A 14,827-nucleotide genomic window follows, 5' to 3' on the forward strand; every position below is an offset into this window, starting at 1 on the left:
TCGGCCAGCACGTAGGAGGCGTATGGCACGAGCAGCGTCAGCCCGATCTGCAGAGTCGGGTCCCCCAGCAGGTCCAGCACCTTGTTCGTGCCCCAGCCGAGGGCCAGGCCCACGGCCACCGCCACCACCGCGGACAGCACCAGGTCCAGCCCGGCCTGCCAGGCCGAGAACTCCCCGCTGACGGCGGCGGCGATCGCCACGTGGTAGAGGACGATGGCCGTGACGTCGTTGAACAGCCCCTCGCCCTCCAGGATCGACACCAGGCGGCGCGGCAGCCCGAGCTGCCCGGCCACCGCGGTCGCCGCGACCGGGTCCGGCGGCGCGACCAGCGCGCCCAGGGCCACGGCGGCGGCGACGGACAGCCCCGGCACGATGGCGTGCGAGACGAAGGCGACGCAGAAGGTGGTGACGAACACCAGCGCCACGGCCAGCAGGAAGATCGGCCGTTTGTGCGCCGTGAACTGCCGCCAGGAGGTACGCCGTACGGCGGCGTAGAGCAGCGGCGGCAGCAGGGTGGGCAGGATCAGCACGGGCGGGATGTCGACGTTCGGCACGAAGCCGAGCACCGCGAGGACGATCCCGAGCAGGGTCATCAGGACCGGCGCGGGCAGCCCGAACCGGTCGCCGACCGGGACGCTGATCACGGCCCCCAGCAACACGACGAACAGCAGGGTCAGCTGATCCACGCTCAGCGCTCCGGGACGTCGGACGTTCACACGACAGGCTTCAAGCCTGCCACGCCACCCCGCTCACCGGCCGCTTCGCGCCCGTGGACTACAGGGCGCGCCGCATCGCCCGGTGCGGGATGCCCGCGTCGGGGAACTCCGGTCCGTACGCCTCGTATCCCAGCCGCTCGTAGAAGCCGAGCGCGTGGCTCTGCGCGTGCAGGTCCACCGCCGAGAGGCCGCGCGCGCGTGCCGCGTCCTCGATGGCGCGCACCAGGGCCGCGCCGACGCCCAGCCCGCGCGCGTCCCCGGTGACGGCGAGCCGCCCCAGTGAGCCGACCGCCGGGTCGCCGCCGGTCTTCGCGGCGGCCTCCGCGCCGTACAGCAGCCGCCCGGTGCCGAGCGGCACGCCGTCCTCGCGGACCGCCAGCACGTGCACGGCGAGGGCGTCGTACTCGTCGTACTCGATGTCCTGCGGAACGCCCTGCTCCACGACGAAGACCTCCTTGCGCACCACGAAGCAGGCCTCGCGGTCGGCGGGGTCCTCGGCGACACGCACCTCGTACGGCAGGCTCATGCGTACGTCTCCTCGCGGACCTGGTCCAGGGCCTTCTGGAGGTCCTCGGGGTAGTCGCTGGCGAACTCCACCCACTGGCCGTCGCCGGGGTGCTCGAAGCCGAGCCGCACCGCGTGCAGCCACTGGCGGGTCAGCCTCAGCCGCTTGGCGAGGGTGGGGTCGGCGCCGTAGGTCAGGTCGCCGACGCAGGGGTGGCGGTGGGCGGCCATGTGGACACGGATCTGGTGGGTGCGCCCGGTCTCCAGCTTGACGTCGAGCAGGGAGGCGGCGCGGAACGCCTCGATCAGGTCGTAGTGCGTGACGGAGGGCTTGCCGTCGGCGGTGACCGCCCACTTGTAGTCGTGGTTCGGGTGCCGGCCGATGGGCGCGTCGATGGTGCCGCTGGTCGGGTCGGGGTGGCCCTGGACCAGGGTGTGGTAGCGCTTGTCGACCGTGCGCTCCTTGAACTGGCGCTTGAGCGACGTGTACGCGTACTCGGACTTGGCGACCACCATCAGGCCCGAGGTGCCGACGTCGAGGCGGTGCACGATGCCCTGGCGCTCGGCGGCGCCGGAGGTGGAGATGCGGTAGCCGGCCGCCGCGAGGCCGCCGATCACGGTCGGGCCCGACCAGCCGGGGCTGGGGTGCGCGGCGACGCCGACCGGCTTGACGATCACGACCACGTCATCGTCGTCGTGCACGATCTCCATGCCCTCGACCGGCTCGGCGACCACCTGCACGGGTGCGGGTGCCTGCGGCATCTCGACCTCGAGCCAGGCACCGCCGCGCACCCGCTCGGACTTGCCGGCCACCATGCCGTCGACCAGCACCTTGCCCGCGGCGGCCAGTTCCGCCGCCTTCGTACGGGAGAAGCCGAACATCCGGGAGATGGCGGCGTCGACGCGCTCGCCCTCCAGGCCTTCGGGCACGGGCAGGGTACGGATCTCGGGAAGCGTGCTCACCCGTCGAGTATGCCGGACCGGTCCGGCGCTCCCGTCCCGGGCTCAGTCCTTGTGGACGGTTCCGTCCGGGTCCAGGCCGCGGAAGGAGAGCAGCACGATCAGGAAGCCGCCGCACACGATCGCCGAGTCGGCGAGGTTGAACACGGCGAAGTGCTTGGGCGAGATGAAGTCGACGACGGCGCCCTCGAAGACGCCCGGCGCGCGGAAGAGGCGGTCGGTGAGGTTGCCCAGGGCACCGCCGAGCAGCAGGCCGAGCGCGATGGCCCAGGGCACGCTGTAGAGCTTGCGCGCGAGGCGGGTGATCACCACGATCACGGCGGCCGCGATGACCGTGAAGATCACGGTGAAGGCCTCGCCGAAGCCGAAGGCCGCGCCCGCGTTGCGGATCGCCTCCAGTTGCAGCCAGTCGCCGATGAGCTGGATCGGCGGGCGGTGCTCCAGCTTGGCCACCACGAGCATCTTGCTGGCCAGATCGAGGGCGTAGGCGATGGCGGCGACCGTGAACAGCACGGCGATCCGGCGCCGGCCGCGGGGCCGCTCGGCGGCGGATGCCCGTCCGTCCGCGCCGGCCGGCGTCCCGCTCGTCCCGTCCGCGCCCGCCGCCGTGCCGTCGGTGCCGGGCCCGCCCGCCGGGGCCTGTGCCCCTTCGGCGCCGGACGGGCCGCCCCGCCCGGCGTTACCTCCGGGGCGCTGCCGCCCCGCTCCCGCCGCGTCCGGAGTGTCCGGCGTACCGATGATGCGCTCCGCCTCTGCCACGTGAGTCCCTTGACCTAGGTACCTGACTGAGGACGAGACTACGGCACGCCTCGCACCCGGTTCAGTACCGGCGTTCCTGCTTCTGCTTGCACGTCACGCACAGGGTGGCGCGCGGGAAGGCCTGCATGCGGGCCTTCCCGATGGGGTCGCCGCAGTTCTCGCACAGGCCGTAGGTGCCCGTGTCGAGCCGTTGCAGGGCGCGCTCGGTCTGGGTGAGCATCTCGCGCGCGTTGGCGGCCAGTGCCATCTCGTGCTCGCGCGTGATGTTCTTGCTGCCGGTGTCCGCCTCGTCGTCGCCCGCGCCGTCGCCGGAGTCCCGCATCAGGCCCGCGAGGGACTCCTCGGACGAGGTGATCTCGGTGCTCAGCCGCTCCATCTCGGACTCCAGCTCCGCGCGGGCCTCCGAGACCTCCTCCGGCGTCCAGGGATCCTCACCGGGGCGCACCGGGAGGTCGCCCGGTTCCACCGCCGCGGCGATGCGCGCCTTGGGCACGGCGGTCTTCGCCGCCGCGGCCGTGCCAGGAGTCTTCTTCGCAACCACTGTCGTGGCTCCCGTCTGCTTCGCGGCCCGCGCCGCGCCCACCTTCTTGGCCGTCCTCTTTCTGCCCCCACCCGTCCCGGAGACACCAGGAGCCGCCACGCGACCCGCACCGTCCCCATCTCCCTGGGCCTCCGTATCCGCCCCGCCGCCCCGGTCGGGAACCGTCCCCGCGGTCGCCCTCCTGCCGGCCTTCCTCCGACTGCCCGCCCCCGCCGAGCCCGCACCGACACCGGCCCCGTCACCAACGGACCGCTCCCGCGCATCCACCTCCCCGGCCGCCGCCCTCCCGTGAGAGCCCTTTCCACCCGCCTTCCCGGCGGCAACGCCGTGGGCAGCGGCGCTCCGGCCATCAACCTCCGCCCCGACCGTCTCCTGCACCGACCCCTTGCCGGCACCGGCCCCGTCACCGACGGACCGCTCCAGCGCGCCCACCTCCCCGGCAGCCGCATCCCCGCCGACGGCGACCGCCTTCCCGTGAGAGCCCTTTCCGCCCGCCTTGCGGGCATCCGCCTTGCGGGCATCCGCCTTCTCAGCGGCAGCGCCGTGGGCACGCGCGCTCCCGCCGCCTGCGTGCCCGCCCACGGCACGCCCAGCGGTCGTCTCCTCGGCACCCGGCCGCTCGGCGGGTGCCTTCTTCATGGCCGTCCGGCCGGCATGGGCGCCCCTGCCGGCGGCTTCCGACGCGCCGAGGCCCTCGGCGGCCTTCTCCCTCACGTCCGGGGCTTCGGCGGCGGTCTTCCTCGCCGTGGCCCGCTTGCTCGGGGACTTCTTCGCCGCGGCGCCCTTGGAGCCGGGCTCCTCGGCGGCGGGCCGCTTCCCAGGCGCCGCCTCCGGCGGGGCCTTGCCCGCCACGGGCTTCTTCGCGGCCGACCTCTTCGCCGTCGCCTTCCGCGCGCTCTTCGCGGGAGCCGCCTGGTCGGATTCCGGAAGCGCCGCCGGCCTCTCCCCCACGGACTCCGGCGCGGTGTCCTTCCGCTCCTCGCCCGACCTCGCGGCAGCCGGTTCCTCCCCGGCCGCCCCGGTCCCGGCCGGCCGGGACCGGCCCGGCATGGCCGCGGCCGGCTTGGCCGTGTTCGCCCTGGCCGTCGGGCCCCTGCGCCCGCGTCCCGTCGCCGGTCCGGCCTTGGCCGTCTGCTTCGGCGTGACCCTGTCCTTCATGGCCACCGCCTCCTTCGCGGCCGTGCCTGATGCCCTGGCCGCCGCTCGGGTGGTCTTCCTGGCCGCGCCGCCGACGGCATCGGGGATGGTGCCCCGAGACCTGCCGGACGCCGACTGCTCGGCGGTCTTCTTCGCCACCATGGCCGCGGCCCCTTCACATATTGTGATCTTGCTCGCGAATCGTGCTGGGACGATAAATCGACTCGAGTCCCGCGGCAACGGGGCACGCCGCCCGATTCGCCCGCCTCGCGCGGATCGCGCTGCCGGCATGCATGCGTTGTGCCCAGCTCGCCGCCGCGTAATCCGACCAGCGGCACGTCCTACGATCCGAACGGCACCGTCGCGCCATCCGGGTCACCCCCGCGGCGGAAATCGGGTCGGCCCCGGTCGCCGGGGCGCCGTACACTGGGCGGAGCGAAAAGCGTGGATGGGGACGAGTAGCGGCGTCAGCAGCCCAGAGCGACCCGGGGACGGTGTGAGCCCGGGGGCGAGCGCGACGTGAAGATCACCCCGGAGCCGCCGGAAGAACGCCCCAGCACGGAGCCAGGGGCCGGTAGAACCGGTATCGCGACCCCAATGAGGGGGCTCGTCGGAGCGTACGGCGCACCGGTGAGCCAAGGAGGGTGGTACCGCGGGAGCGCGCCGCACACGGCGTGGACAGCTCAAAGGCTCTCGTCCCTCCGACGGAAGGCAGCACATCCGCCGGAGGAAGCTCGTTGAATACGCAGCCGCAGTACCGCCAGGTGCCCGCGCAGGTCGACCTGCCCGCCCTCGAGCACGCCGTGCTCGACTTCTGGCGTGAGCAGAAGATCTTCGCCAAGAGCCTGGAGCAGTCCGAGGGTCGCCCCGAGTGGGTGTTCTACGAGGGCCCGCCCACCGCCAACGGCATGCCGGGCGCCCACCACATCGAGGCACGCGTCTTCAAGGACGTCTTCCCCCGCTTCCGCACCATGCGCGGCTACCACGTGGCCCGCAAGGCCGGCTGGGACTGCCACGGCCTCCCGGTGGAGCTGGCGGTCGAGAAGGAGCTCGGCTTCAGCGGCAAGAAGGACATCGAGGCGTACGGCATCGCCGAGTTCAACGACAAGTGCCGCGCGTCCGTGCTCCGCCATACCGACGCGTTCTCCGAGCTGACCACCCGGATGGGCTACTGGGTCGACCTCGACGAGGCGTACGTCACCATGGAGCCCGAGTACATCGAGTCCGTCTGGTGGTCGCTGAAGGAGATCTTCAACAAGGGCCTGCTGGTCCAGGACCACCGGGTCGCCCCCTGGTGCCCACGCTGCGGCACGGGCCTGTCGGACCACGAGCTGGCCCAGGGCTACGAGACGGTCGTCGACCCCTCCGTCTACGTCCGCTTCCCGCTCACCTCCGGTCCGCTCGCCGGCCGGGCCTCGCTCCTGGTGTGGACGACGACCCCCTGGACCCTGGTGTCCAACACGGCGGTCGCCGCGCACCCCGAGGTGACCTACGTCGTCGCGACGAACGGTGAAGAGAAGCTCGTCGTCGCCGAACCGCTCGTCGGCAAGGCGCTCGGCGAGGGCTGGGAGACCACGGGCGAGACCTTCACCGGCGCCGAGATGGAGCGCTGGACGTACCAACGCCCGTTCGAGCTCGTGGAGTTCACGGAGCCGGCGCACTACGTGGTCAACGCCGAGTACGTCACCACCGAGGACGGCACGGGTCTGGTCCACCAGTCCCCCGCCTTCGGTGAGGACGACCTGAAGGTCTGCCGGTCCTACGGCCTGCCGGTGGTCAACCCCGTCCGCCCGGACGGCACGTTCGAGGAGGACGTCCCGCTGGTCGGCGGCGTGTTCTTCAAGAAGGCGGACGAGAAGCTCACCGAGGACCTCGGCGACCGCGGCCTGCTCTTCAGGCACGTGCCGTACGAGCACAGCTACCCGCACTGCTGGCGCTGCCACACCGCGCTGCTGTACTACGCGCAGCCGTCCTGGTACATCCGCACCACCGCGATCAAGGACCGGCTGCTCGAGGAGAACGAGAAGACCAACTGGTTCCCTTCGAGCGTCAAGCACGGCCGGTACGGCGACTGGCTGGACAACAACATCGACTGGGCGCTGTCCCGCAACCGCTACTGGGGCACCCCGCTGCCCATCTGGCGCTGCGAGGACGGCCACCTCACCTGTGTCGGCTCCCGCGCGGAGCTGACCGGGCTGACCGGCACCGACCAGTCGGGCCTCGACCCGCACCGCCCGTTCATCGACGACGTCGTCTTCCCGTGCCCGCAGTGCGAGAAGACGGCCACGCGCGTGCCCGAGGTCATCGACGCCTGGTACGACTCAGGTTCGATGCCGTTCGCGCAGTGGGGCTACCCGTACAAGAACAAGGAGCTGTTCGAGAGCCGGTACCCGGCGCAGTTCATCTCCGAGGCGATCGACCAGACCCGCGGCTGGTTCTACACCCTGATGGCGGTCGGCACGCTGGTCTTCGACAAGTCGTCGTACGAGAACGTCGTGTGCCTCGGTCACATCCTCGCCGAGGACGGCCGGAAGATGTCCAAGCACCTGGGCAACATCCTCCAGCCGATCCCGCTCATGGACCAGCACGGCGCGGACGCGGTGCGCTGGTTCATGGCGGCCGGCGGCTCGCCGTGGGCGGCCCGCCGGGTGGGCCACGGCACCATCCAGGAGGTCGTCCGCAAGACGCTGCTGACCTACTGGAACACGGTCGCCTTCCAGGCCCTGTACGCCCGCACGTCCGCCTGGGCACCCACCGGGGCCGACCCGGCCCCGGCCGACCGCCCGCTGCTCGACCGCTGGCTGCTCAGTGAGCTGCACGCGCTGACCGACCAGGTCACGCAGGCCCTGGAGGCGTACGACACCCAGCGCGCCGGCAAGCTGCTGTCGGCGTTCGTCGACGACCTGTCGAACTGGTACGTCCGCCGCTCGCGCCGCCGGTTCTGGCAGGGCGACAAGGCCGCGCTGCGCACGCTGCACGAGGTGCTGGAGACGGTGACCAGGCTGATGGCGCCGATCACCCCGTTCATCGCCGAGCGGGTCTGGCAGGACCTGGTCGTGCCGGTGACCCCGAGCGCCCCGGAGTCGGTGCACCTGGCCACCTGGCCGGAGCCGGACCTGCCGGCGATCGACCCGGAGCTGTCGAAGCAGATGGTGCTGGTGCGCCGCCTGGTGGAGCTGGGCCGAGCCACGCGCGCGGAGTCGGGCGTCAAGACCCGCCAGCCGCTGTCCCGGGCGCTGGTCGCGGCGGCCGGCTTCGAGTCCCTGGACCGGGAGCTGCACACGCAGATCACGGAAGAGCTGAACGTCTCCTCCCTGGCGTCGCTGAGCGAGGTCGGCGGGTCCCTGGTGGACACCACCGCCAAGGCCAACTTCCGTGCGCTGGGCAAGCGGTTCGGCAAGCGGGTGCAGGACGTCGCCAAGGCCATCGCGGGCGCGGACGCGGCGGCGCTGTCGCTCGCGCTGCGCGAGGGCACGGCGTCGGTGGAGGTCGACGGCGAGACGGTGACGCTCGCACCGGACGAGGTGATCATCACCGAGACCCCGCGCGAGGGCTGGTCGGTGGCGTCCGACTCCGGCGCCACGGTCGCCCTGGACCTGGAGATCACGGAGGAGTTGCGCCGTGCGGGCCTGGCCCGGGACGCGATCCGGCTGATCCAGGAGGCCCGCAAGAACAGCGGCCTCGACGTGGCCGACCGGATCGCGCTGCGCTGGACCGCGACGGACCCGGCGACCATCGCCGCCCTGAGCGAGCACGCGTCGCTGATCGCCGAGGAGGTCCTGGCGACGGACTTCGCCCAGGGCGAGGCGGACACCACCTACGGCGACGCCTTCACCGACGAGGGCCTGTCCCTGGTCTTCCGCCTCCGCAAGGCATGACCCACCGGGGGACGACGCCCGAGGGCGCCCGTCCGCCGTCCCGGCGGGGAGCCCGCCCGGCCACGAACCGGCGGGCTCCCCGCGCTGCTTGACGGGGCGTGGCCCCCGGTGGAGTAGCGGGCACGCGGCCCCGGCATACGAGAACGGCCCCGGAGGGATGTCCCTCCGGGGCCGTTCTCTCAGGCTGCCGACGCCTAGTCACCAGAACCCTTCAGGGTTCCCTCAGTTGTCGTCCTCGTCGATCAGGAAGCCGCGCATGGGCGAGGGCGCCTGACCCATCGGGGCCGGACCCTGCGGACGCACCGGGGCCATCGGCTGGGTCATCGCCGGGGCCATCTGCTGCTGACCGCCGTAGGACGGACCGGACGGGCCGGGCGCACCGCCCATCGGCTGGCCGCCGCCGTACGACGGGGCGCTCGCGCCGGCCGGGGCCATGGAGGGCGCCGGGGACGGCGGGAGGGACGGGGCCGCAGGCGTGCGCGGCGGGGCGAGGGAGTCGTCGGCCTGGGTCTCCAGCTGACGCAGCTGCGACTCCAGGTACGACTTCAGGCGCGTGCGGTACTCGCGCTCGAAGCCGCGCAGGTCCTCGACCTTGCGCTCCAGCGTGGCGCGGGCGGACTCCAGGGAGCCCATCGCGACGCGGTGCTTCTCCTGCGCGTCCCGCTCCAGGGCGTCGGCCTTGGCACGGGCGTCACGCTCCAGACCCTCGGCACGCGAACGCGCCTCGCCGACGATCTTGTTGGCCTCGGAACGGGCCTCGGCGATCGCCTGGTCGGCGGTCTGCTGGGCCAGCGACAGGACGCGCGCGGCGCTGTCGCCACCGGGACCCTGACCCATCGGGCCGGGGCCGCCCATGGGACCGGGGCCGCCACCCATCGGACCGGGGCCGCCGCCCATCGGGCCGGGGCCGCCGCCCATCGGGCCGGGACCCATCTGGCCCTGCATCTGACCCGGCATCTGACCCTGGCCCATAGGACCCTGACCCATCGGTCCGGGACCCATCTGGCCGGGGCCGGGACCGGGACCCTGGGGTCCCTGGCCCCCCGGGCCGGCAGGCAGCTGCGGAGCACCGCTGGGCAGCTGGGGCGGACCACCCATGGGGCCACCCATCTGCTGCTGCGGCGGGCCCGATATCCCGGCGGGCACAGGAGCGCCCGGCCCTCGCATGCCCTGCTGCTGAGGATGCGGTGGTTGCTGGTCCTCCGGAGGCTTGCGCATGTTCTGCTGGTTCTGGGCAGCAGCGCGCGTGGCCGCGGCCAGTTTGGCGCGCAGGTCCTCGTTCTCACGGAGCAGTCGGGTCAGCTCGGCTTCGACCTCGTCGAGGAAGGCATCGACCTCGTCCTCGTCATAGCCTTCTCGGAGGCGGACGGTCGTGAACTGCTTGTTCCGCACGTCCTCGGGGGTCAACGGCATCTCTTCACCTCAACGTAGTCATCGGCAGTCGGCAAGACCGTATCGTCCACAGTCACCTCGCGAGGTTCCCCACGATGGAGATCAGGATGTAGACGATGATCATCAGTACGAAGAAGGACAGGTCGAGCGCCACGCCCCCGAGACGCAGCGGCGGGATGAACCGCCGCAGAAGCTTCAGCGGTGGATCCGTGACAGTGTAGGTGGCCTCCAGAACGACCACCATCGCCTTGCCGGGTTGCCATGAGCGGGCGAACTGGAACACATAGTCCATGACCAGCCGAAAGATCAGCACGATGAGGAACACCATCAGCGCGATGTAAAGAACCTCCATGGCCACACGCATGATCGGTGCTTCCCTCTCCCCTGTTCCGTGCCAGTTCTACGGTGGTGCGTCTCAGCTCTGGTTGAAGAACCCGCCCTCTGCGATGCGGGCCTTGTCCTCCGCCGTGACATCGACGTTAGCAGGCGACAACAGGAACACCTTCTGCGTCACCCGCTCGATACTGCCGTGAAGACCAAACACCAAACCGGCGGCAAAGTCGACAAGTCGCTTCGCATCTGTGTCATCCATCTCAGTCAGATTCATGATCACCGGAGTGCCCTCACGGAAGTGTTCCCCGATGGTACGGGCCTCGTTGTAGGTCCGGGGGTGAAGTGTGGTGATCCGGTACGGCTCTCGTTCCGACACGACCTTGGGCATGATCACCGGTGCGTTCTTCTCCAGGCTTGCGCGGTCTTGTGTGATGGATGCCACGGGCGCGATGCGCGCCGGACGCCCGGATTCCGCCGGGAGCGAAGCGGAATGCGACACCGGTTCGCGGGGCGCCGGAGGCTGCACCACTCGCACCGGTTCATCCCTTTGGGGCTGATGCGCCCCATGCGACTGGTGCGGTGGGTCGTGCCGTCGGCGGTCCCGCTCGGGTTCCGGGTCCAGCTCGGGTTCGAAGTCGTCATCGGGGTCGAATCCCCGGCCGTCGTACCCATCGTCCTCCACGAGGCCGAGGTAGACCGCCATCTTGCGCATCGCGCCGGCCATGCTCTGAGTCCTCCGCTCTGTGGTGGATCCGCTGACGACCGCCAAGTGCCCGCGATCCACGAGGTCGTTGCGCCCCGTTGGGCGATATTGACCATATTTTCTGCTGTGGTCCGACTTCTTGGCGACGTTACCCGAGCCTGGGGCGGACTCCGAGTACCGCGCTGCCGACGCGCACATGTGTCGCACCGGCGGCCACGGCCTGCTCGAGGTCCCCACTCATCCCTGCCGAGACCATGGTGGCAGCCGGATGGGCCGCGCGCAGGTCGGTCGACAAATCCATGAGGCGCTCGAACGCGGCCTGTTGCCGGCCGGCGTACTCCCCGGTCAGCGGGGCGACGGTCATCAGACCGTCGAGCCGCAGCGCTTCGGAGCGGGCGACGAGGTCGGCCAACTCTTCGATTCCGCCGGGCCCGACGCCTCCTCGCTCCCCGCGTCCGCTCTCTCCCGCGTCCAGCGCCACCTGGATGAGGCAGCCCACCTCGCGCTCCGCCCGCACGGCCTCCCTGGAGAGCGCGGTGACAAGCCGGGAACGGTCGAGCGACTGTACGACATCGGCGTAACCGACCACGGATCGCACTTTATTGGTCTGAAGTTGACCAACAAAATGCCACGTCAGGGGCAAATCAGCACACTCGGCGGCCTTGGGCGCCGCCTCCTGGTCCCGGTTCTCGGCGGTGTGTCGCACACCGAGTTCCGACAGGATCCGCACATCCGAGGCCGGATACGTCTTGGTGACCACGATGAGGGTCACCTCCTCCCGCGCCCGGCCCGCGGCCGCGCACGCGGCGGCGATACGCCGCTCCACCTTCGCCAGGTTCGCGGCGAGTTCGTTCCTACGGTCCGTCATGCCCCATCAGTCCAGCCAGACATAGCCCGCGAGCCGACCGGTGGTGGCGTCGCGGCGGTACGAGAAGTGATCGCCCGATTCCCGCGTGCACACCGGCGACTGCTCCCGGTCGTGCACCCCGAGGCGCTCGAGCTGCGCGTGCACGCCGGCGCTCACGTCGACGGCCGGTGTACCCCAACTCGTCTCGGAGTGCGCCGCCGGCTCGACGGCGGCGACCTCGGCGCGCATCGCCTCCGGCACCTCGTAGCACCGGCCGCACACGGCAGGTCCGGTGCGGGCGGTGATGCGGTCGGGCCGGGCGCCGAGCGACTCCATCGCGTCGACCGCGGCCGGGACGACCCCCTTGACCATGCCCGGCCGCCCGGCGTGGACCGCGGCGACCACACCGGCGACCGGGTCGGCGAGCAGAACCGGAACGCAGTCGGCGGTGAGCACGGCGAGGGCGAGCCCGCGGGTCGCGGTCACCAGGCCGTCGACCGGCGGGGTGAGCCGCGTGGTCCACGGCCCGTCGACCTCGGCGATGTCGTTGCCGTGCACCTGGTTCATCCAGACGACCCGGTCCGGGTCGAGTCCGAGGGACTTGGCGGCCAGTTCGCGGTTGGCGCGTACCGCGCCGGGGTCGTCGCCGACCGCGCCGCCGAGATTGAGCTCCTCGAACGGAACGGCGCTCACCCCGCCCCACCGGTCGGTGAAGGCGAAGTGCGCGCCGCTCCCGGTGTCGTGCCGACCTATCACTTGAGGAAGTCCGGTACGTCCAGCTCCTCGGCCGCGCTGTCGGAGTAGCTGCGCGGCGACGGCGTGATGGGCGGGGTCACGGGCGGCAGGTCCTGCACCGGCTCGGGGGCGACGGGCTCCGGCTCCTCCTTCGGCGTCACGCTGCCGAGCGAGCCGAAGGTCGGGCGGCTCTCGGGCTGGCGCACCGGGGCCGGCTCCTCGCGGCGGGCCGGGGGCGGGGTGGACGACGAGCCGAGGACGTTGTCCCGGCGGGCCGGCGGCTGGCCGCCGTCGAAGCCGGCCGCGATCACGGTGACCCGGACCTCGTCGCCGAGGGCGTCGTCGATGACCGCGCCGAAAATGATGTTGGCCTCGGGGTGCGCTGCCTCGCTGACCAGCTGGGCGGCCTCGTTGATCTCGAACAGACCGAGGTCCGAACCGCCGGAGATGGACAGGAGCACGCCCCGGGCGCCGTCGATGGAGGCCTCGAGGAGCGGGGAGGAGATCGCCATCTCGGCCGCGGCCACCGCACGGTCGTCACCGCGGGCCGAGCCGATGCCCATGAGCGCCGAGCCGGCCTCGGACATGACCGACTTGACGTCGGCGAAGTCGAGGTTGATCAGGCCGGGGGTGGTGATCAGGTCGGTGATGCCCTGCACACCGGACAGCAGCACCTGGTCCGCGGACTTGAACGCGTCGAGCACGCTGACCTGGCGGTCCGAGATGGACAGCAGCCGGTCGTTGGGGATGACGATGAGGGTGTCGACCTCTTCGCGGAGCTCGGCGATACCGTCCTCGGCCTGGTTCGCCCGGCGCCGCCCCTCGAAGGTGAACGGGCGCGTGACCACACCGATGGTGAGGGCACCCAGCGAGCGCGCGATGTTGGCCACGACGGGCGCTCCGCCGGTACCGGTGCCGCCACCCTCACCGGCCGTCACGAAGACCATGTCGGCCCCCTTGAGGACCTCCTCGATCTCCTCACGGTGGTCCTCGGCGGCCTTGCGGCCGACGGCCGGGTTGGCCCCGGCGCCGAGTCCGCGCGTGAGTTCGCGGCCGACATCGAGCTTGACGTCGGCGTCGCTCATCAACAGCGCCTGTGCGTCGGTGTTGATGGCGATGAACTCGACGCCCTTGAGACCGACCTCGATCATCCGGTTGATGGCATTGACACCACCGCCGCCGACACCGATGACTTTGATGACTGCGAGGTAGTTCTGCGGTGCTGCCACGTCGAAGGCCTCTCGCCTCGAGTTACGTGTCGCCGCCTCGCGGTCCTGCCGCGATCCGACGACTGATGCCGAATGGGACGGTCCGAACGCCGACCCGAACCCTAACCCTGAAGTTTAGGGTTACCAGTGTGTCTGTTCCTTGAAGTCTTCGGAACAGGACACTAAGTCGACAAGTGGCGCCCGTTCAACGAACACGCCGAACCTCCCGTTTTTCTTTTCACCCTATGTGATCAGCCATAGCGGCGCTCAACCAGGGTGTTGGCCTGCACTGATGTGCGTCAACTCCCCGAAGACGCCGGGGCGGTGGGAACCCGGACGTCGAAGTGCCGTGCTCCGGGCGCCGCTTTCATCAGCGCGGTCAGGGTACGGGCCTTCAGCCGGCCGTTCTCGCTGCTGCCCCAGGCGACGGTGCGGCCACCGCTCAACTCCAGCGAGATGTCGTCGTAGGTACGGACCTTGACGACCCGGGTCTCATGGGCCACCGCGGTGGGAATCCGCCCGGCGACCGCGACGGCCTCGCGCACCAGCCGGGCCTCGCCGAGGCGCCGCAGGCTCGCGGCGGCCGTACTCGAGCGGGAAAGCGACAATTCCAGCAGGGGCACGCCTTTCGGCGCCTGCGAAACCGTGGCGAACCGGACACCCTTCGCGTCCACTTCGACGAACTTTCCGCCCTTTTCCTCCACCATGACCGGAGTGCGCTCGACGACTTTCAACCCGATTCCGTGCGGCCACGAGCGCACCACGTCAACCGAGTCAATTCGGGGCAATTCACGGCGCAGTCGGGCCTCGACCGCATCGGTGTCGACGGAAATCAACTGCGTTCCGAGCCGCACCCTGGCCGCCGCGCTCACCTGGGCGGGCGTCAGAACCGTGGTGCCGGAGACGGATACGTGCTCCACGCGCGTCCACTGCGAGCCGTACAGCACCCACAAGGAGCCGGCGCCCAGGCAGATCAGGGCCAGCGAAAGGATGACGATCGTACGAGGGCTCATCCGCCTCAGCCGGTGGACCAGAGGCGGGCCGGACGACGACTCCTGCTGACGTTCACCGCGCTCAGCGGTCGCCGGTCCGGCCACGCTCTCAAGCCCTTTCG

At 71.1% G+C, this 14,827-nt stretch carries 13 protein-coding genes; 1 reads left to right on the forward strand and 12 read right to left on the reverse strand.

Going from position 1 to position 14,827, the window contains the following annotated elements:
- The 5 genes from ABZ818_RS34840 to ABZ818_RS34860 form a co-directional block, all read right to left on the reverse strand.
- Positions 1-686 (reverse strand): cation:proton antiporter (locus tag ABZ818_RS34840; RefSeq protein ID WP_361423795.1); only part of this gene is annotated, 686 nt, incomplete at its 3' end.
- 88 nt (positions 687-774) lie between these two features.
- A complete protein-coding gene (locus ABZ818_RS34845; protein ID WP_361423798.1) occupies positions 775-1,242 on the reverse strand; it encodes a GNAT family N-acetyltransferase in 468 nt (155 codons plus the stop codon).
- Positions 1,239-2,183 carry an RluA family pseudouridine synthase gene (locus tag ABZ818_RS34850; protein ID WP_361423801.1) on the reverse strand — a complete coding sequence of 315 codons (945 nt, stop codon included), beginning with the start codon at positions 2,181-2,183 and terminating at the stop codon, positions 1,239-1,241. The genes ABZ818_RS34845 and ABZ818_RS34850 overlap by 4 nt, the downstream gene beginning before the upstream one ends.
- Positions 2,184-2,225: 42 nt before the next feature.
- On the reverse strand, positions 2,226-2,939 hold the full coding sequence (gene lspA, locus ABZ818_RS34855; RefSeq protein ID WP_361423804.1) for a signal peptidase II: 714 nt from the start codon (positions 2,937-2,939) through the stop codon (positions 2,226-2,228).
- Between the two features lie 61 nt (positions 2,940-3,000).
- Complete coding sequence (locus ABZ818_RS34860) at positions 3,001-4,779, reverse strand: TraR/DksA C4-type zinc finger protein (RefSeq protein ID WP_361423807.1); 1,779 nt, start codon at positions 4,777-4,779, stop codon at positions 3,001-3,003.
- 575 nt (positions 4,780-5,354) lie between these two features.
- On the opposite strand from ABZ818_RS34860, the gene ileS reads away from it, so the two are divergent.
- The gene (gene ileS, locus ABZ818_RS34865) at positions 5,355-8,495 is read left to right on the forward strand and encodes an isoleucine--tRNA ligase (RefSeq protein ID WP_361423809.1); all 3,141 of its coding nucleotides are present in this window, start codon (positions 5,355-5,357) and stop codon (positions 8,493-8,495) included.
- 222 nt (positions 8,496-8,717) lie between these two features.
- Here the strand turns inward: ileS and ABZ818_RS34870 are convergent, their stop codons facing one another.
- The 7 genes from ABZ818_RS34870 to ABZ818_RS34900 form a co-directional block, all read right to left on the reverse strand.
- Positions 8,718-9,908, reverse strand: a complete 1,191-nt coding sequence (locus tag ABZ818_RS34870) for a DivIVA domain-containing protein (RefSeq protein WP_361423812.1) — start codon at positions 9,906-9,908, stop codon at positions 8,718-8,720.
- A 52-nt stretch (positions 9,909-9,960) separates the two neighbouring features.
- Positions 9,961-10,251, reverse strand: a complete 291-nt coding sequence (locus ABZ818_RS34875) for a YggT family protein (RefSeq protein WP_361423815.1) — start codon at positions 10,249-10,251, stop codon at positions 9,961-9,963.
- 51 nt (positions 10,252-10,302) lie between these two features.
- Positions 10,303-10,944: a cell division protein SepF gene (gene sepF / locus ABZ818_RS34880; protein WP_361423818.1), complete on the reverse strand. Its 642-nt coding sequence runs from the start codon at positions 10,942-10,944 to the stop codon at positions 10,303-10,305.
- 127 nt (positions 10,945-11,071) lie between these two features.
- Positions 11,072-11,791 carry a YggS family pyridoxal phosphate-dependent enzyme gene (locus ABZ818_RS34885; RefSeq protein ID WP_361423821.1) on the reverse strand — a complete coding sequence of 240 codons (720 nt, stop codon included), beginning with the start codon at positions 11,789-11,791 and terminating at the stop codon, positions 11,072-11,074.
- A 6-nt stretch (positions 11,792-11,797) separates the two neighbouring features.
- Positions 11,798-12,526 carry a peptidoglycan editing factor PgeF gene (gene pgeF / locus ABZ818_RS34890; RefSeq protein ID WP_361423824.1) on the reverse strand — a complete coding sequence of 243 codons (729 nt, stop codon included), beginning with the start codon at positions 12,524-12,526 and terminating at the stop codon, positions 11,798-11,800.
- A complete protein-coding gene (gene ftsZ / locus ABZ818_RS34895) occupies positions 12,523-13,734 on the reverse strand; it encodes a cell division protein FtsZ (protein WP_225074279.1) in 1,212 nt (403 codons plus the stop codon). Before ftsZ ends, pgeF begins: the two co-directional genes overlap by 4 nt.
- Before the next feature lie 278 nt (positions 13,735-14,012).
- On the reverse strand, positions 14,013-14,810 hold the full coding sequence (locus ABZ818_RS34900; protein WP_361423827.1) for an FtsQ-type POTRA domain-containing protein: 798 nt from the start codon (positions 14,808-14,810) through the stop codon (positions 14,013-14,015).
- Positions 14,811-14,827: the final 17 nt, after the last annotated feature.

The organism is Streptomyces sp. NPDC047453 (genome assembly GCF_040643155.1).
Classification (GTDB): domain Bacteria; phylum Actinomycetota; class Actinomycetes; order Streptomycetales; family Streptomycetaceae; genus Streptomyces.